Source organism: Stenotrophomonas sp., assembly GCF_032103445.1.
Classification (GTDB): Bacteria; Pseudomonadota; Gammaproteobacteria; order Xanthomonadales; family Xanthomonadaceae; genus Stenotrophomonas.
Genome location: NZ_DAMDFR010000085.1, coordinates 1 through 18,052 on the forward strand (window position 1 = coordinate 1; position 18,052 = coordinate 18,052).

At 64.7% G+C, this 18,052-nt stretch carries 17 protein-coding genes and 2 tRNA genes; 16 read left to right on the forward strand and 3 right to left on the reverse strand.

Going from position 1 to position 18,052, the window contains the following annotated elements; all coding sequences use genetic code 11:
• Nucleotides 1-109 precede the first annotated feature (109 nt).
• The 11 genes from ccmA (at nucleotide 110) to RT551_RS19425 (ending at nucleotide 10,578) form a co-directional block, all read left to right on the forward strand.
• Nucleotides 110-868: a heme ABC exporter ATP-binding protein CcmA gene (ccmA, locus tag RT551_RS19375; RefSeq protein ID WP_313461502.1), complete on the forward strand. Its 759-nt coding sequence runs from the start codon at nucleotides 110-112 to the stop codon at nucleotides 866-868.
• Nucleotides 865-1,560, forward strand: coding sequence for a heme exporter protein CcmB (gene ccmB, locus RT551_RS19380; protein ID WP_313461504.1), 696 nt, complete (start codon nucleotides 865-867; stop codon nucleotides 1,558-1,560). The genes ccmA and ccmB overlap by 4 nt, the downstream gene beginning before the upstream one ends.
• 97 nt (nucleotides 1,561-1,657) lie before the next feature.
• Nucleotides 1,658-2,425, forward strand: a complete 768-nt coding sequence (gene ccmC, locus RT551_RS19385; protein ID WP_313461506.1) for a heme ABC transporter permease CcmC — start codon at nucleotides 1,658-1,660, stop codon at nucleotides 2,423-2,425.
• The gene (locus RT551_RS19390) at nucleotides 2,422-2,607 is read left to right on the forward strand and encodes a heme exporter protein CcmD (protein ID WP_313461508.1); all 186 of its coding nucleotides are present in this window, start codon (nucleotides 2,422-2,424) and stop codon (nucleotides 2,605-2,607) included. The genes ccmC and RT551_RS19390 overlap by 4 nt, the downstream gene beginning before the upstream one ends.
• On the forward strand, nucleotides 2,604-3,065 hold the full coding sequence (gene ccmE / locus RT551_RS19395; RefSeq protein WP_313461509.1) for a cytochrome c maturation protein CcmE: 462 nt from the start codon (nucleotides 2,604-2,606) through the stop codon (nucleotides 3,063-3,065). Before RT551_RS19390 ends, ccmE begins: the two co-directional genes overlap by 4 nt.
• The gene (locus RT551_RS19400; RefSeq protein ID WP_313461512.1) at nucleotides 3,066-4,997 is read left to right on the forward strand and encodes a heme lyase CcmF/NrfE family subunit; all 1,932 of its coding nucleotides are present in this window, start codon (nucleotides 3,066-3,068) and stop codon (nucleotides 4,995-4,997) included.
• Entirely contained in the window at nucleotides 4,990-5,589 is a 600-nt protein-coding gene (locus RT551_RS19405; RefSeq protein WP_313461514.1) for a DsbE family thiol:disulfide interchange protein, read from the forward strand. Before RT551_RS19400 ends, RT551_RS19405 begins: the two co-directional genes overlap by 8 nt.
• Nucleotides 5,552-6,022, forward strand: coding sequence for a cytochrome c-type biogenesis protein (locus RT551_RS19410; RefSeq protein WP_313461515.1), 471 nt, complete (start codon nucleotides 5,552-5,554; stop codon nucleotides 6,020-6,022). The genes RT551_RS19405 and RT551_RS19410 overlap by 38 nt, the downstream gene beginning before the upstream one ends.
• Nucleotides 6,016-7,005 carry a tetratricopeptide repeat protein gene (locus RT551_RS19415; RefSeq protein ID WP_313461534.1) on the forward strand — a complete coding sequence of 330 codons (990 nt, stop codon included), beginning with the start codon at nucleotides 6,016-6,018 and terminating at the stop codon, nucleotides 7,003-7,005. The genes RT551_RS19410 and RT551_RS19415 overlap by 7 nt, the downstream gene beginning before the upstream one ends.
• Nucleotides 7,006-7,294: 289 nt before the next feature.
• Nucleotides 7,295-8,407 (forward strand): homoserine O-acetyltransferase, encoded by a 1,113-nt coding sequence (locus tag RT551_RS19420; protein ID WP_313461517.1) that lies wholly within the window; start codon nucleotides 7,295-7,297, stop codon nucleotides 8,405-8,407.
• Between the two features lie 1,526 nt (nucleotides 8,408-9,933).
• The gene (locus RT551_RS19425; RefSeq protein WP_313461519.1) at nucleotides 9,934-10,578 is read left to right on the forward strand and encodes a hypothetical protein; all 645 of its coding nucleotides are present in this window, start codon (nucleotides 9,934-9,936) and stop codon (nucleotides 10,576-10,578) included.
• Nucleotides 10,579-10,669: 91 nt separating this feature from the next.
• Here the strand turns inward: RT551_RS19425 and cydC are convergent, their stop codons facing one another.
• The gene (cydC, locus tag RT551_RS19430; protein WP_313461522.1) at nucleotides 10,670-12,373 is read right to left on the reverse strand and encodes a thiol reductant ABC exporter subunit CydC; all 1,704 of its coding nucleotides are present in this window, start codon (nucleotides 12,371-12,373) and stop codon (nucleotides 10,670-10,672) included.
• Nucleotides 12,370-14,094: a thiol reductant ABC exporter subunit CydD gene (gene cydD / locus RT551_RS19435; RefSeq protein ID WP_313461525.1), complete on the reverse strand. Its 1,725-nt coding sequence runs from the start codon at nucleotides 14,092-14,094 to the stop codon at nucleotides 12,370-12,372. Before cydD ends, cydC begins: the two co-directional genes overlap by 4 nt.
• A gap of 229 nt (nucleotides 14,095-14,323) precedes the next feature.
• On the opposite strand from cydD, the gene RT551_RS19440 reads away from it, so the two are divergent.
• The 5 genes from RT551_RS19440 (at nucleotide 14,324) to RT551_RS19460 (ending at nucleotide 17,545) form a co-directional block, all read left to right on the forward strand.
• On the forward strand, nucleotides 14,324-15,913 hold the full coding sequence (locus RT551_RS19440; RefSeq protein WP_313461527.1) for a cytochrome ubiquinol oxidase subunit I: 1,590 nt from the start codon (nucleotides 14,324-14,326) through the stop codon (nucleotides 15,911-15,913).
• A 15-nt stretch (nucleotides 15,914-15,928) separates the two neighbouring features.
• Nucleotides 15,929-17,083 carry a cytochrome d ubiquinol oxidase subunit II gene (cydB, locus tag RT551_RS19445; protein WP_313461529.1) on the forward strand — a complete coding sequence of 385 codons (1,155 nt, stop codon included), beginning with the start codon at nucleotides 15,929-15,931 and terminating at the stop codon, nucleotides 17,081-17,083.
• A gap of 36 nt (nucleotides 17,084-17,119) precedes the next feature.
• Nucleotides 17,120-17,221, forward strand: a complete 102-nt coding sequence (gene cydX, locus RT551_RS19450) for a cytochrome bd-I oxidase subunit CydX (RefSeq protein WP_125359008.1) — start codon at nucleotides 17,120-17,122, stop codon at nucleotides 17,219-17,221.
• 54 nt (nucleotides 17,222-17,275) lie between these two features.
• Nucleotides 17,276-17,352, forward strand: a tRNA-Pro gene (locus tag RT551_RS19455).
• Nucleotides 17,353-17,468: 116 nt separating this feature from the next.
• Nucleotides 17,469-17,545 (forward strand) — tRNA-Pro (locus RT551_RS19460).
• 308 nt (nucleotides 17,546-17,853) lie between these two features.
• Here RT551_RS19460 and RT551_RS19465 read toward each other — a convergent pair.
• A partial coding sequence (locus RT551_RS19465) for a hypothetical protein (RefSeq protein ID WP_313461531.1) occupies nucleotides 17,854-18,052 on the reverse strand: 199 nt, incomplete at its 5' end.

An 18,052-nucleotide genomic window follows, 5' to 3' on the forward strand; every position in this document is an offset into this window, starting at 1 on the left:
TTGGCCGGCCCACGGATCGCCTGGGCCGGCCAACGGCCGGCGCTACCGATACCTCCACGTGGCCATCTACGCACATCCAATCTCAAACGATCCCGCTACACTCCCTCACATGCACAACACCCCGAATACCCCGCCGCTGCTGGCTGCGCACGGATTGACCTTCAACCGCAACGATGAACCGGTGTTCGGGCCGCTGGACCTGCAGGTAGATGCGGGCGAGGCGCTGCTGGTGCAGGGTGGCAACGGGGCCGGCAAGACCACCTTGCTGCGGGTGCTGGCCGGGCTGCTGCGGCCCTCGGCCGGGCAGATCCAGATCGACGGCAAGCCCGCCGGCCGGCGCGAGCGCGCCCAGTTCGTGTCCTACCTCAGCCATCTGCCGGCGCTCAAGGGCGACCTGGACACGCTGGAGAACCTGAACTTCCTGTGCGGGCTGCATGGCCGCCGGGCCCGCCAGATGCCGGGCAATGCCCTGGCCATTGTGGGCTTGGCCGGTTACGAGGACACCCTGGTGCGGCAGCTGTCGGCCGGCCAGAAGCGACGGCTGGCGCTGGCCCGGATCTGGTTGTCGCCGGCACCGCTATGGCTGCTGGACGAGCCGTATGCAAATCTGGACCTGGACGGCATCAATCTGGTGAACCGGATGATTTCGGCGCATCTGCGCGCCGGAGGGGCGGCGCTGGTGACCACGCATGGGGCGTATGCCGCGCCGCCTGTTCGGACGCGGGTTATCGAGTTGGCGGGCACTGCGCAAACGGCAGCCGGGCATGGCCCGGCTCTACGTCCGGACGCTTCGGTGCCTGTAGTGCCGGGCCATGCCCGGCAACCGCAGTCCCCGTCATCGTCCGATAACCCGGGGGCCACCGCATGATCGCCCCCGGTACCGAACCCGGTCTGTGGCAGACCGCCCGCGCCCTGATCACCCGCGACCTGCGCCTGCTGTGGCGGCGGCGCGGCGATGCGCTGCAGCCGGTGCTGTTCGCGCTGCTGGTGGTGGTGCTGTTCGCCCTCGCCCTGGGCCGTGATCCGGACACCATGGGCAAGGTGGCCTCGGCGGTGCTGTGGCTGGCGGTGCTGCTGGCCGGGCAACTGGCGCTGGATTCGCTGTTCCGCAGCGACGCCGAGGACGGCTCGCTGGAACAGTGGCTGCTGGCCCCGGTGCCGCTGGCCTGGCTGGTGCTCGTGCGGGTGCTGGTGCACTGGGCCACCACTGCCCTCCCCTTGATCGTGGTCAGCCCGTTGCTGGCCGAAATGCTGCATCTGCCGCATGACCAGCTGCCGCTGTTGCTGGCATCGTTGCTGCTGGGCACCCCGCTGCTGAGCCTGATTGGCGGCGTGGTGGCCGCGCTGACGGTCAGCATTCGCCGCTCTGGTATTCTCGTGGCGTTGCTGGCGCTGCCGCTGTATGTGCCGGTGCTGGTGTTTGGCGCGGGGGCTGTTTCGGCGGCCGCGCGTGGGCAGGATCCCGTGGGTGCGCTGCTGCTGCTGGGGGCTGGACTGGTGGTGGCGCTGGTTTTGGCACCATTGGCAACGGCCGCGGCGATACGGATATCGTTGAGTTGAAGTGGCGTTGCATGTGTTACCCGTTCACCGCAGACGCGCATGGCGCGTCCCTACGATCAGCCGTTGTACCGCCCATCGTTGAGATAGCTTCCGCTGCATGAACTCTTTGACCCGCTGGTTCCACCAATTCGGTTCGCCGCCCACCTTCGACCGCTTCGCTGCGCGCTGGTCGCGCCTGTTCTATGTGGCGGCGGTGCCGGTGCTGTTGATCGGGCTGTACCAGGGGCTGTTCGTGGTGCCGGCCGAAGCCAAGCAGCTGGACGCCTTCCGCATCATCTACATCCACGTGCCCAGCGCCTGGATGAGCCTGTTCGTGTTCGCGCTGATGGCGTTCTATGCCGCCATCGCGCTGATCTGGCGGATCAAGATCTGCGAGATCCTGGCCATGGCCTGCGCGCCAATGGGCGCGGGCTTCACCCTGATCACCCTGCTCACCGGCAGCATCTGGGGCAAGAGCACCTGGGGCACGTGGTGGGACTGGGACCCGCGCATGACCAGCGAACTGGTGCTGCTGTTCCTGTACCTGGGCGTGATTGGCCTGTACCACGCCATTGAAGACCGCCGCAGCGCCGCGCGCGCGGCTGGCCTGCTGGCGATTGTGGGCGTGAGCCTGCTGCCGGTGATCCGCTATTCGGTGGACTGGTGGGGCGGCCTGCACCAGCGTCAGTCGATCAATGTGTTCGGCGACAACGCGGTGCGCGACCAGCTGATCGGCCCGCTGTGGTGGATGGTGGTGGCGACCAAGCTGTGGTTTGCCGGTTCACTGCTGGCCAAGGCCCGCGCCGACAATCTTTCGCGCGAGGCCGGCAAGGCCTGGGTGGCAGAACGCTTTGGCGACGCACCCGCCAAGGAGGCCACGCCATGACCCACGTGCCGTTCCTGATTGCCGCGTTCTCCGTTTTCATTCTGGTGCTGGCCGCCGATGCGCTGGGTTCCTGGCTGCGCCTTCGCAGCGCCAGGCGCCAGGCCCTGCGCCGGCAGGAACGCCTGCGTGCGCGTGACAAGACGCCTGCAGCCGCCCCGCTCAGCACGGAGCTGAGCCGATGACCCCGGTACAGCGTCGCCGCCTGATGTGGGTGCTGATCGTGCTGTTGGCTGGCGGCCTGGCTACCACGCTGGTGGCATTCGCGCTGCAGCGGAACATCGCCTATCTGTACACGCCGGCAGAAGTGCTGCGCGGCGACGCCGGCAACCAGGAGCGCTTCCGCCTCGGCGGCATGGTGGTGAAGGGTTCGTTCCAGCGCGCGGACGGCTCGCTGGAAGCGCACTTCGTGGTCACCGACGGCGACGCCACCCTGCCAGTGAGCACCTCGCGCATCCTGCCGGACATGTTTGCCGAAGGCACCGCCGTGGTGGCCAGCGGCCGGCTGGAAAATGGCCGTTTCATCGCCGATGAAGTGCTGGCCAAGCACGACGAGAACTACGTGCCCAAGGAAGTCGCCGACAAGATGGGCGCGGCGCACACCAAGCACGACGTGCCGGTGCCGGCCGTGGAGGCACGCTGAGTGCTGCCTGAGCTGGGGCAGATTCTGCTGGGGTGTGCACTGCTGGCCGCGCTGCTGCAGGCCGTGCTGCCGCTGTTGGGCGCGCAACGACAGCGTGCCGAGTGGATGGCCATTGCCCGTCCGGCCGCCTACGCGCAGCTGATCCTGATTGCGGGGGCGTTTGCCGTGCTTACGGCCGCGTTCGTGCAGCAGGATTTCTCGGTGCGTTACGTGGCCGAGAATTCCAACACGCTGCTGCCGCTGGCCTACCGCTATTCCGCCGTATGGGGCGCACACGAGGGCTCGCTGCTGCTGTGGGTTCTGGTGCTGGCATTGTGGGGCGGCGCGGTGGCGCTGGGCTCGAAGCAATTGCCCGACACCGTACGCGCACGCGTGCTGGGGGTGATGGGAATCATCAGCGTGGGCTTCATCGCCTTCCTGTTCTTCACCTCCAACCCGTTTACCCGCCTGCTGCCCGCGCCGCTGGAAGGCCGCGACCTCAACCCGCTGCTGCAGGACCCGGGGCTGATCATCCACCCGCCGATGCTGTACATCGGCTACGTGGGCTTTGCCGTGCCGTTTGCGTTCGCCATTGCCGCGCTGCTGGATGGCCGCGTGGATGCACGCTGGCTGCGCTGGACGCGGCCGTGGACCAACATCGCCTGGGGCTTTCTCACCCTGGGCATCGCGCTGGGCAGCTGGTGGGCGTATTACGAACTGGGCTGGGGCGGCTGGTGGTTCTGGGACCCGGTGGAAAATGCCAGCTTCATGCCGTGGCTGGCCGGTGCCGCGCTGATCCATTCGCAGGCCGTGACTGAAAAGCGCGGCAGCTTTGCCAGCTGGACCCTGCTGCTGGCCATTGCCGCGTTCGCGCTGTCACTGCTGGGCGCGTTCCTGGTGCGCTCGGGCGTGCTGACCAGCGTGCATTCGTTCGCCGCCGATCCGGCGCGCGGTGCCTTCATTCTGGTGTTCCTGGCGCTCGTGGTCGGCGCGGCGCTGCTGCTGTATGCGCTGCGCGCCGGCGGCCTGAACGCCGACGACCCGCGCAAGGGCTTCATGGCCACCTCGCGCGAGACCCTGCTGCTGGCCAACAACCTGTTGCTGGCCACCGCTTGTGCGATGGTGCTGCTGGGCACGTTGTATCCCCTGCTGGCCGATGCATTGGGGCTGGGCAAGGTGAGCGTGGGGCCGCCCTACTTCGGCACCCTGTTCCTGCTGCTCATGGCACCGCTGGTGCTGCTGCTGCCTTTCGGCCCGCTGGTGAACTGGCAGCGCGACCAGGCCTCGCGCCGGCTCGCCCTGCTGGCCCCGTGGGCGGTGTTCGCGCTGGCGCTGGGCGGGGTGGCGTGGTTCATGGCACCGCAGGGCAAACTGAAAACCGCCGCCGGCGTTGCCGCCGCCGCGTGGGTGGCCTTCGGCACCGCGCGCTTCGTCTGGCAGCGCCTGCGTGGCAACGGCCGTTTCAATGCGGAAATGGTCGGCATGCTGCTGGCCCACTTCGGCGTGGCGGTGTTCCTGGTCGGCGCGCTGCTGGTGGAAGCGCTGAATGTGCAGCGCGAGATCGCCCTCGCCCCGGGCCAGCAGATTGAAATCGGCCGTTATGCGTTCCAGTTCGAAGGCGTGGACCACCAGCAAGGGCCCAACTACGTGGCCGACCGCGGCCATGTTCGGGTGTTTGCCGGTGACCGCGAAATCGCCCTGCTGCACCCGGAAAAGCGTGCCTATGCCAGCGGTGGCCAGGTGATGACCGAGGCCGGCATCCATGCGCGGGTAAATGGCGATGTCTACGTGGCATTGGGCGAGCCGCTGGGCAACAATGCCTGGGCGCTGCGCGTGCATATCAAGCCGTTTGTCCGCTGGATCTGGCTGGGTGCGCTGCTGATGGCGCTGGGCGGGTTCGTCACCGCCGCTGACCGCCGCTTCCGTCGTATCAAGGAATTACCGAATGTCTGAGTCCCGCCCCATTCCGCCCGTTGCCATCGTCATCGGCGTGCTGTTCTTCTTCGGGCTGCTCGGACTGATGATTTACGGGGTGATGAAGTCCGGCGCGCCGGATCGCGACATCCTGCCGTCCGCATTGATCAACAAACCGGCTCCAGCGTTTGCGCTGCCGATCCTGCACGACCCGCAGACCACCGTGCGCAGCGAAGAACTGCGTGGCGCGCCGTATGTGCTGAATGTGTGGGGCAGTTGGTGCGCGGCCTGCCGCGAAGAGCACCCGGTGCTGACCGCGTTTGCCGAAACCAAGCGCGTGCGGGTGATCGGCTACAACTGGAAGGATGAGCCGGCCGACGCGCTGCGCTGGCTGGAAACGCTGGGTAATCCGTTCGTGCTGGTGCTGGCCGATATCGAAGGCCGCACCGCGATTGACTGGGGCGTAACCGCCGCGCCGGAAACCTTCCTGGTGGATGCCAGCGGCGTGGTGCGCTGGAAGTACAGCGGCGCGCTCACCCAGCGCGTGATCGATACCCAGCTGCTGCCGGAACTGGACAAACTGGACCGAGCCCATGCGCAACCTGTTGCCACGCCGCCGCCGGCCGAGTGATGCCCGCGCCCTGATGTTGGCCGCCGTGTTGTGGCCGGCAATGGTGTGGGCACAAGCGGTCAGCGACCCGACTCCACTGCAATACCGCAGCCCCGCCGAAGAAGCGCGCTTCCATGCACTCGCCGCAGAACTGCGCTGCGTGCAGTGCCAGAACCAATCCCTGGCCGATTCCAACGCACAGATCGCGCATGACCTGCGCCGTGAAGTGCTAACCCTGATGCAGCAAGGCAAGACCGACGCACAGATCAAGCAGTTCCTGGTCGAGCGCTACGGCGAATTCGTGCTCTACCGCCCGGCCATGGACGCCCGCAACAGCCTGCTCTGGTTCGGGCCGCTGGGCCTGCTGCTGATCGGCGCGGGCACCGTGTTCTGGGTGGTGCGCAAACGCAGCCGCACCGTGCAACCGATGGATGAAAGCGAGGAACGCTGGTGAACCTGTGGCTGCCTGCTTTTGCTGCCTTGGCTGCGGCCGTGATGGCCTTGATGGTGCTGTGGCCGCTGCGCGGCAGTGGACGCAAGGGCTTCATCGCCCTGACCGTGGCACTGGGCGTGGCCGGCTATGCGTTGTATGTGCTGGTGGGCACGCCGGAAGCGGCGACGCCACGCACCGAAACCGCTGCCTCCAACGATCTGCAGCAAGGCATCCGCGACCTGCAGCAGGCGCTGGAGCGTGAGCCGCAGCGCGCCGACGGCTGGGCGCTGCTGGGCCGCTCGCAGCTGGCACTGGGGCAGGTGAACGAAGCCAATGCCGCATTCGAACGCGCCGTGGCGCTGGCACCGGATGAGGCCCCGGTGCTGGTGGAGGCCGCGCAGGCACGTGCACAAGGACATGCAACACGGCAGTTCGACGACACTGCCCTGCAGTGGCTGCGACACGCGCAGCAGGTGGACCCAAACAGCGAACGGGCGGCCTGGTTGATCGGTGTGGCGCTGCGCCAGCGCGGGCAGAACGACGAGGCCGCTCAGGTGTGGGAGGCGTTGTTGCCGAAGCTGGAGCCTGGGGCGGCCGCAGCATTGCGCGAGCAGATTGCGATTGCACGGGGAGCCGGTGGCGATGCGCCCGCCGCGACATCGGGCGGTCACCCGCTGAAGGTGTCCGTCGCGCTTGCCGCTGGTACGAAGGCCGGCACCCTGCCCGCCAACGCCACCGTGTTCATCATCGCCCGCCAGCCCGGCGGCCCGCCGATGCCGGTGGCGGTGGAAAAGCACGCGCTGGCGGACCTGCCGATCACCGTGACGCTGGATGATGGCGACAGCCCGATGCCCACCGTGAAGCTTTCTGCGCTGGACGAGGTGGAGGTGTTTGCGCGGGTGTCGGCCAGTGGGCAGGCCAACCGGCAGGAAGGCGATGTGGATTCGGAAGCCGTGCGGTTGAAGCTGCCGCACAGCGACACGGTCGAATTGACGCTGCCGTAGAGCCACGCCCTGCGTGGCTTCGAGCCAGTCAGACACCCCGATGACACGCATGGCGTGTCACTACAGGATCCTGCATCGCGTAGTGACAGGCCATGCGTGTCAATCGCGGTCCCAAACGGGGTCGTAGTGACACGCCATGCGTGTCAATCGTGGCCCCAAACGAGGTCGTAGTGACACGCCATGCGTGTCAATCGTGGCCCCAAATGGGGTCGCAGCCACGCAGGGCGTGGCTCTACGGTGTTCCATTCACTGCCACCCTGCCTTCGCGCCGCGCGGCTAGAATGCCCCCATGACCGAATTCATCCCGCCCGGCACCCGCTACCACCCCCTGCCCTCACCCTTCGCCTTCAAGCGCGGCGGTGAACTGCACGGTGCCCACGTGGCCTATGAAACCTGGGGCACCCTCAACGAAAGCGCCAGCAACGCAGTGCTGATCGTCACCGGGCTATCCCCCGACGCCCACGCCGCCGCCAATGCCGACAACCCGGCTCCCGGCTGGTGGGAAGCGATGGTTGGCCCCAACAAACCCATCGACACCGACCGCTGGTTCGTGATCTGCGTGAACTCGCTGGGCAGCTGCAAGGGCTCCACCGGCCCGGCCTCGCTCAACCCTGCCACTGGCGAATCCTATCGCCTGAGCTTCCCGGAACTGTCCATCGAAGACGGTGCCCGCGCCGCCGTCGAGGTCGTCCGCGCCCTGGGCGTCACCGAGCTGGCCTGCGTGATCGGCAACTCCATGGGCGGCATGACCGCGCTGGCGCTGCTTCGCCTGCATCCAGGCATTGCACGCAGCCACATCAACATCTCCGGCAGCGCCCAGGCGTTGCCGTTCTCCATCGCCATCCGCTCGCTGCAGCGCGAAGCGATCCGACTGGATCCGCAGTGGAATGGCGGGCGATACACCGAAAGCGACTACCCCGAATCGGGCATGCGCATGGCGCGAAAGCTGGGTGTGATCACCTACCGTTCGGCGCTGGAATGGGACGGCCGCTTCGGCCGCGTGCGGCTGGATTCAGACCAGACCGATGACGACCCGTTCGGCCTGGAATTCCAAGTGGAAAGCTATCTGGAAGGGCACGCGCGCCGCTTCGTGCGCTTCTTCGATCCGAACTGCTATCTGTACCTGAGCCGTTCGATGGACTGGTTCGATCTGGCCGAGTATGGCGACGGCGATGTCATTGCCGGGCTGGCGCAGATCAAGGTGGGAAAGGCGCTGGCGATTGGTGCCAATACCGACATTCTGTTCCCGGTGCAGCAGCAACAGCAGATTGCGGATGGGTTGCGTGCCGGTGGTGCCGAGGCGGAGTTCATCGGGTTGGAATCACCGCAAGGGCATGATGCGTTCCTGGTGGATTTCGAGCGGTTTGGGCCGGCGGTACGAGGTTTTCTGGACTCCATCTAAGTCGCACCGGAGGCATTGCAATCTGGTGTCAGAACTGAGCATCAACTGACCGAAGGCCGAAAAAGTCACTGCAGCGGGATTTCGAAAAAATGGGGGCTTGAGCCGGGCGATGATGAATCTCACCCAGGTCGCGCCCCACGTAGATGCTCGCCCCATTGTGTTGTTGAGAACAGGTAGGGTCGGTCGATAGACGACCGCACGTGTCGGCACCACGTTCTGTAACGCATGACCGCCAAACGGAGTAGGGCTCGACTGGCCGACATTGCGTGCCTCCGTGTTGATGGTCATGCGTCACCGTGCCGATTACCGTTATCGGCGGTCGTCTGTCGACCGACCCCACCTGACTTTACGCTCTCCTTGCCATTCCTCTTGCGTAATTCGCTCTCTAACATCAGCGCGTTCCGTTCCTGGATCGCCGCCGACGCGGCTTGCGCATCCCGGGCAGGCTCAACACCAGCCCCTCGTCGGTATGCCGCAACGTCATCCGTGCGCTGTGACGCACGTTCAAACCGTGCAGCCACCAGCCGAACAAGGACACTTCAGGTGGCGGCGGGCATACGGGACAGGTGGGTGCGCCACGACTCTGGCGCTCCACGACGCGCACCTCGAACGGCATCTGCCGGCACCGACAGCGCTGGTTCGATATGGGCAGCCCCTGGGGTGTATCAGCGTCTTCATGCATACGGAATCTCCTATGGTCTTCTCCCTCGCCGAAATGGCGAGGGAGTCGGGAGGCTGAGATCCGTCAAGAGTTTCCGGGCAGGCGTATTTCCGCGAAGGTGTTTTATTCCGCCACCCTCCCGACATAAAGCGACCAACATTTCACTCTTGACGGAATTCTCAGGCTCCGCAGCCACAGGATGCAGCATCTGCGCATCGCAGTTGAAGTTGATATTCCGCCAGCCAAGTTCTCAGCCCATCAACCACGCCCAACAGATTGTCGCGAACAGCCCTTTAATAGACCAAAACCTTGACGCACAGCGCACTTCGAAGGCCACCGCATCGCATCAACGACGACCGAACTAGTCGGTACTGCCCCGGAGTTCACGAGACAACTGATGTCGCATTACGCACTTAATGCGCTACCGCGGGATCCTATGATGGCGATGCCACCAATCGCCCCAGTCGAACATCAATAAAACGGAAAAATCGAGCTTCCCAACACCCTCTGCCTCCAGGCACTAATTCCGCCGAGAAAAATTCTCATATTCTTCACGCCTACCTATGGAATCTTCCATATGCACGGGGGAGACACCCGGTGGGCGACACGTTGTGGGATTGTGGGACAGCCGCGCGGGCAATCGACTTTCACTCCCTGAATATCGCTTGCCCGCCGGCCTTTTAGTTGATGGGATCGATTGAGATCTAATCCGCGATCGCTGCCACCTGATGGTCACCATCAATAAATTTCGCTGGCACAAGGAAGTACCACCTCAACATGCCGGTACGTTGTCAGTTGCCCAGGACTCGCATAGCAACTTTTCGCCAACCCATTTTGCGGCCAATCTGCCGGAATCACTCACTGGATGAGCATTCTCAACGTATTGCTATCACCTGACAGGCTACTGGTTGCAGTAGACACCCTCACAGAAGACTCCGCGCCTGGAATGCGCTCGACCGGAGCGAACTTACTGCTGATCCCCCAACACAATGCAGTACTTGCAACACGGGGGTCGATGCATTTTTTTCTTGATGTCTACGAACTCTGCCTGCAGGCAAGTCTCCGGACTGATTTCTCCATGTCTCGGCTCGCGAGTGAAATAGGCCCGATGATGGACAACCTATGGCCGAAACATGCAAAGGCCGCAGAGAAAGCCGGCCAGCAACGAAATCAAGTGAAGACTAAAATAGTACTCGGAGGATGGTCCCACACCGAGCGACGCATGGTAGCCACGGCGTACACCAAACACGCGTCAACTACACCAACCTTGGTTCATCCGCTGATAGAGTCCCTTTCTTCACCCAAGGAACCACTTCGAGGAATGGCGCAGAGCTTCGATCCCTCAGACGTGCTCGGGGCCTCTGTGCTGCAGGCACGATACCTAAACTCGAAGCACGGACACCAAGTCGCAGGCGGATCTGTCTTGGTAGCTCAATTGCGCGAGCGAGAATCGCGCGTCAATGAGTGGAAATTCGTGCAGCCGGATTTAGTGCGGGAGAATATTGACTAGGCACAACTACTGATGCCAAAACCACCCTTTCGCAATGGAAATTGCTTGAGAGAGGCAACGGTCACCACCAGGGCACCCGCCCCACCTACTCCTATTGAATACCCTCTCGATTCTCGAATACGCGATCAAAACATCCGCCGCTTGTGACGCGATAGCTGCAATCGACGATGCCCTCCGGCAGCGCATCGTGCGTAATCATCACCAGGCTGCGCTCCCCAAGCGCAGCCACCATGTCCTGCAGCAACGCCTGCGCCGTATCCACATCCAGCCCTTCGGTGGGCTCATCCAGCAACAACACCGGCGCATCGCGCAGCAGCGCCCGCGCCAACGCCAGCCGCCGGGCTTGGCCGGCGGACATGGTCGCGCCGTTTTCGCCCACCCAGGCATTCAGACCGCCAATTCCTTCGGCCCATGCCTGCAGCCGTACATCGGCGAGCACCTGCCATAGCCGTGCATCACTGGCCGCCACATCGCCGAGCCGAAGGTTGTCAGCCACGGTGCCGGCAAACACTGGAGCGTTCTGCGGCAACCAAGCGATCTTCCTGTGCCATTCGACCTGCGCCACCGTGCGGATATCCACATCGCCATAGCGCACGCTGCCGGATTCGGGATCCCACAGCCGCAGCATCAATGCGGACAGCGTGGTCTTGCCACTGCCACTGTCACCGCGCAGCGCAATGCGCTCACCCGGTGCTACACGCAGGTTGACGTTCTGCAGCAGCGCCCTGCCCTGCCCCGGCCAACGGAAGCTGACATCGCGCAGTTCCAGCACCGCCGCGCCTGCTGGCAGCGCAACCGGATCAGCCACATCAGCCACGCTGGCATCCTGGTCAACGATGCTTTCCAGCCGCCCCGCCGCCACCCGGCCGCTCAGCCACGACTGCCACGCCAGTCCTATGCCGGCCCACAGCTCGATCAGTGCCACGGTGAGAAACACCAGCGCCGCAGCATAAGCCGCATCCACCGCACCGCGCTCGAACGCGCGCAGCGCCAGCCAGATCATCGCCACCAGCCCGACCGACGCGCACAGCCCATGCAGCGCATTGCCCGCCACCAGCCGCCAGCGCCGCCGGCGATCACGCGACCGCAGCTGCTTGGCCGCCACGTTGACGCGCTGCTGCCAGTGGTCGCGTGCATTTAGCGCGGTCAGATCGGCCGCACCTTCCAACCCTTCGAATGCCTGCGTGCGCAACTGCGCGCGGTGCAGCGCGCGGTCGCGCTCATGCGCGCCAGCACCGCGCACGGTGAACCACGGCACACCCAGGCCGATCACCAGCGCCAGCACCGCCAGCAGCAGTGCTGCGGGCGGGTAGATGATCAACGCCGACCCGACTGCCGCCAGCGAAACACCGCCCAACGCGATCAACGGACCGATGGCACGCACCAACAGCCCATCCACTTCATTGATGTCACTCAGCAGCCGCGCCAGCAGCTCACCGGTGCGCACACCGGCCAGCTTGGCCGGTGCCAGCGGCAGCGCGCGACGGAAGAACCACACGCGCAGGTCACGCGCGATGCGCAGGGTGACATCGTGGCCGACCAGCTTTTCGAAGTAGCGCGAGGCGATGCGCGCCATGGTCAGGCCGCGGATGCCAGCCGAAGGCGAGAAGAAGTTGAAACCACTGCCCAACCCGGCCGCACCGGCCAGCGCTGCGGCAGTCAGGAAGCCACCGGACAGCCCCAGCAGCGCGGTGCCGGCCAGCATGGTGGTCCACAGCAGCAGCACGGTCAGCAGCAGGCGGCCGCGATGGCGGGTGAATACCTGTGTCAGCCCATCAGCACGCGAGGCGCTCATGCCTGCACCTCCCGCTTCGGCGCGGCCAGCGTGGTCAGCTCCAGGCGCGTATCGGCCCAACGCATCGCCACCTCGCTGTGCGTGGCAATCACCACGCTGCGGTCGCGCGCGAACGCGGCCAGCGTCTGCAGCAGGGCCGCTTCGGTGTCTGGATCAAGGAACGCGGTGGGTTCGTCCAGCAACAGCAACTGCGGATCGCGCAGCAGCAATCGGGCCAGCCCGATGCGCCGCGCCTCGCCTCCGGAAAGCCCGAAGCCGCGCTCGCCAATCACCGTATCCAGCCCTTCCGGCAGCGCGTGTGCAAAGCGCATCACCTGTGCAGCTTCGGCCACCGCAAGCAGGCGTGCATCGGTGGCACCCGGATCGGCCAACCGCAGATTGTCGGCAATGCTGCCGTGGAACAGATACGGCCGCTGCCCGGCATAACCCACTTCCAGCCCGGGGCGCAGCACGATGCTTCCACCTTCGGGCGGCAACCAGCCGGCCAGCGCTTCCAGCAGCGTGCTCTTGCCACTGCCACTGGGGCCGACCAATGCCAGCCGTTGGCCGGCCTCGATCTGGAAGGACAGTCCCTCGATCACATTGTGCGGCGCGCCCATCGGACGCAGCACCAGATCACGCACCACCAGCGGCGGCGCATGCTGCACCACCAGTTCCGGCGCGCGCGGTGTTGCTGCAACGTCCGCCTTGGCCGCTGCCTCCGGCAACTCTCCCAGCAGCCGCTCCACTTCCGCAGCCGCGGCCAGCGCATTGGCGCGGTCGTGATAATGCGCGGCCAAGCGGCGCAGCGGCGCATAGAACTCCGGAGCCAGCAGCAGGCAGAACATGCCCGCACCCAGTGTCGGTACCGTGGCATGCAGCGACATCAGCCCCAAGTAACTCAGGCCCAGATACAGCGCCACCATCGCCACGCTGACCGAGGCAAAGAACTCCAGCACGGTGGACGACAGAAACGCGATCCGCAGCACCTTCATGGTGCGTTCGCGCACGCCTTCCGCTGCCGCTGCCACGCCCTCCAGCTCCGCCTCGCCGCGCCCGTACAGCCGCAGCAGGCCCAGGCCCTTGATGCGGTCGGCAAAGTGCCCGCTCATCCGCGCCAGCTCTCCCAGCTGCGCACGACCGGCCGCTTCCGCGCCCCAGCCCACCAGCATCATGAAGAACGGCACCAGTGGCGCGGTGCATATAAGAATGAGTGCCACCACCCAGTCCACGTAGGCCACCGCGATGGCGATCAGCAGCGGCACCACCACCACTTCGATACGGACCGGCTGGTAGCCGGAATAGTAGTTCTCCACCGCATCAGCATGGGCCAGCATCAGCTCGCCCAGCTCACCCGTGCGCTGCTGGCGCAGCCACAGCGGGCCCAGCCCCATCAGCCGAGTGTAGACCCGCTCGCGCAGGGTCAGCCGGGCCGCATCGGCCACATCACCGGCCGCCGCCTGAGTGGCACTGGCCAGCAGTGCGCGCACGGCCAGTACGGCCAGCAACCCCAGCAGCACCGGGGTGGCGTCGGCCAGCGGGCGGTGTTCCACCAGCACGGCCTGGATCAGCCAGGCAATGGCGGCGGCCTGGCCGATCAGCAGCGCCCCGGACGTACAGATGCACAGAGCGGCCAGCCGTTGCCGGCCCCGAACTGTGACGGCAAGCCCATTCAGCCATGCCAGACGCTGGCGGCGCAGGGTGGACGTCTCGATGGGGGGCGCTTCGGGGGGTATGCTCAAAGTGGATCACTGGCGGCCATCGGGGCAATGCCAGACATTGTAATAGGGTCTGGCGCAAGCTCCCGGTGCGGCACGCGGTCGCAGGGGGAGGTATACCTTCGCGCTCCCTGAATGCCGCTTCATTGATCTGAATCAAGGCTCGTAGAAGTTGCCGGTCACAGAATTCATCCCGTAGACCCCCTTCCCGCCACCCCAAAACGGCAAAACCCCCCAACGAGGTAGCCAGGCCATGATTGATTCGACAGTCGTAGAGCTGTCGCGGCTGCAATTTGCTTTGACCGCGATGTACCACTTCCTTTTTGTTCCCCTCACGCTTGGCCTGTCCTTCATGGTGGCCATCATGGAAAGCGTGTACGTCATGACCCGCAAACAGGTCTGGCGTCAGATGACCCTGTTCTGGGGCACGCTGTTCGGCATCAACTTCGCCATCGGTGTCGCCACCGGCCTGGTGATGGAATTCCAGTTCGGCATGAACTGGTCGTACTACAGCCACTACGTGGGTGACATCTTCGGGGCGCCGCTGGCCATTGAAGGCCTGATGGCGTTCTTCCTGGAAGCCACCCTGATCGGCCTGTTCTTCTTCGGCTGGAAGCGGCTGAGCCCGGTCAAGCACCTGGCGGTGACCTGGTTCATGGCGCTGGGCACCAACCTGTCGGCGGTATGGATCCTGATCGCCAACGGCTGGATGCAGAACCCGACGGGTGCGGTGTTCAATCCGGAAACCATGCGCATGGAGGTGGTGGACTTCGCCGCGGTGCTGTTCAACCCGGTGGCGCAGGCCAAGTTCGTGCACACGGTGAGTGCCGGCTACGTGACCGGCGCGATCTTCGTGATGGGCATCAGCGCGTTCTACCTGCTGCGCAACAAGCACAAGGACATGGCGCGCCGCTCGTTCGCGGTGGCAGCTGCCTTCGGCCTGCTGAGCTCGCTGTCGGTGGTGGTGCTGGGTGACGAAAGCGGTTACGCCGCCAGCGAACACCAGAAGATGAAGCTGGCTGCGATTGAAGCGATGTGGGAAACCGAGCGTGCCCCGGCTGACTTCACCGCCTTCGGCATTCCGAACCAGACCACGCAGAGCAACGACTTCGCGATCAAGATTCCCTACGTGATGGGCCTGATTGCCACGCGTTCGTTGAACCAGCCGATTCCGGGCATCCTGGAACTGGTGGAACGCGCCGAGCACCGCATCAAGGGCGGCCAGCTGGCCTACGGGGCGCTGGAGCGCATCCGCAAGGACAAGAACGACGTTGAAGCGCGTGAGATGTTCGACCGCCACTGGCAGGATCTGGGCCATGGCCTGCTGCTGAAGCGCTACCGCGACGATATCCTGAATGCCACCCCGGAAGAAATCTCCAAGGCGGCGATGGATACGGTGCCGCGCGTGGCTCCGCTGTTCTGGACCTTCCGCATCATGGCGGCGCTGGGCTTCTACCTGATCGCCTTCTTCGCGCTGGCCTTCTACTACTCGTGCCGTAACACCTTCCACGAGAAGCGCTGGTTCCTGAAGCTTGCGGTGTGGAGCATTCCGGCACCGTGGATTGCGATCGAGTGCGGTTGGTTCGTGGCCGAATACGGTCGCCAGCCGTGGGCGGTGGACGGCGTGCTGCCGACCTTCTACGCCGCATCGGGCCTGGCATTGCACGAGATTCTGACCACGCTGGCGGTGTTCACCATCACCTACACGATTCTGCTGGTGATTGAAGTGAAGCTGATGCTGAAGGCGATCCGTACCGGTCCGGCCGACATCCTTCCTTCGCTGCAGCCCGACCGCAAGCCGGTCACCCCCATTGCCGCCGCACCGGCTCCCGGTCAGGCATAAGGCAGGAGACACACCATGGAAATTCTTGGACTTGATTACACCACGCTGCGCGTGATCTGGTGGCTGCTGCTGGGCATCCTGCTGGTCGGCTGGGCGGTGATGGATGGCTTCGACCTGGGCGTCGGCACCCTGCTGCCGTTCGTGGCGAAAACCGATGAAGAACGCCGACTGGTAATCAACACCGTCGGCCCGGTGTGGGAGGGCAACCAGGTGTGGCTGGTGCTGGGTGGCGGTGCGATCTTCGCCGCCTGGCCGCCGCTGTATGCGGTGAGCTTCTCGGGCTTCTATCTGGCGATCTTCGCCATGCTGTTTGGCTTGATCCTGCGCCCGGTGGGCTTCAAGTACCGCAGCAAGATGCCCAGCCAGCGCTGGCGCAACAACTGGGACTGGGTGCTGTTCGTAGGCGGTCTGCTGCCGGCCCTGATTTCCAGCGTGGCGGTGGGCAACGTGCTGCTGGGCGTGCCGTACCACTTCGATGACAGCATGCGCATCTTCTACACCGGCACGTTCTTCGGCCTGCTGACCCCGTTCGCGCTGATTGCGGGCCTGGTGGGCGTGTCGATGATGGTGTCGCACGGTGCCGCAATGCTGGTGCTGAAGACTGACGGCCCGGTGGCCGAGCGTTCGGCGCGTTACGGCAGCATTGCCGCGATCCTCAGCTTCGTGCTGTTCGCTGCCGCTGGCGTGTGGGTGGCGTTCGGTCTGCCGGGTTACCAGATCACCTCGCAGGTGGTGACGGACGGCCCGACCAACCCGCTGTTGAAGACGGCGGAGATCGGTGCCGCAGCAGGTGGCTGGATGCGCAACTACAGCAGCATGCCGTGGACCTGGATCTTCCCGGTGCTGGGTCTGGGCGGTGCGCTGGCCAGTGCGGTGCTGCTGCGCAAGCGTCGTGGCATGGCGGCCTTCCTGGCCTCGGGCACGTCGATCGCCGGCATCATCCTGACCGTGGGCTTTGCGATCTTCCCGTTCCTGCTGCCCTCCAGCAGCCAGCCCAGCGGCAGCCTGACGGTGTGGGACAGCTCGTCCAGCCAGCTGACGCTGTTCATCATGCTGGTGGCGACGATCATCTTCCTGCCGATCATCCTGGCCTATACCAGCTGGGTATACCGCGTGATGAAGGGCAAGACCACGGCCGAAGACATGGCCGACAACCCGAACGCATATTAATGTAGAGCCGGGCTTGCCCGGCCAAAGGATAAAACCATGTGGTATTTCGCCTGGATTCTCGGCACCGGCCTGGCCTCGGCTGCGGCCATCCTCAACGGCATGTGGTACGAAGCCCGCGAGCAGGGCACCGCCGATTGATGTGAAATAAAACTTGCCGGCAAGGCCTTCACACCGTATCCTTGTCGGCTCCTTCGGGGTGTAGCTCAGTCTGGTAGAGCGCTACGTTCGGGACGTAGAGGTCGCAGGTTCGAATCCTGTCTCCCCGACCACTTCGGTGGTCACAATGAAGCCTGGAGCCCGCCGCTTCAGGCTTTTTTGTCAGAAGGAATGCAGCACGGCCCCCTTGCCGCCCGAGGGACCAGCCGATACAATAGGCGGCTCCTTACGGGGTGTAGCTCAGTCTGGTAGAGCGCTACGTTCGGGACGTAGAGGTCGCAGGTTCGAATCCTGTCTCCCCGACCATCTAAGTGGTCACATTGAAGCCTGGAAGACGAAATTCCTCCGGGCTTTTTTGTGCCTGTTGGATTGTGGGATCTACGTATCGCGGGCGGTGCCCGGCTGCGGTTGCACGCGTTACGTAGAGCCGGGCTTGCCCGGCTGCTGTTGGATTCGTGCGAACAGCCGGTGTTCACGGCATCCCTGGGGTTGGCGGATCGGGACGGGCGTTCCGGGGGACGCTGCAAGTACGTCCTTGTAAGCTCAGTCGCCGCATCCATGCGGCTCATGCCCCCTCCAGCCCATCCCGACCCGCCCCGATCGCGCGTCGGTGGTCACCGAAAATCAAAACCCATTCGCCGCTCCGGTGGGATCGGTCGACAGACGATCGCCGTGAAATTCTCAACATCCGGTAACGCATGACCCTGGATCGACATCGCCGTTGATTTGGCCGTGGCCTTTCCCATGGCCACCGACTCTCTGTCTGGGGCGTGCCGGGGTGGGTTTGCGGGACCGTCAAAAACATGGATGTTT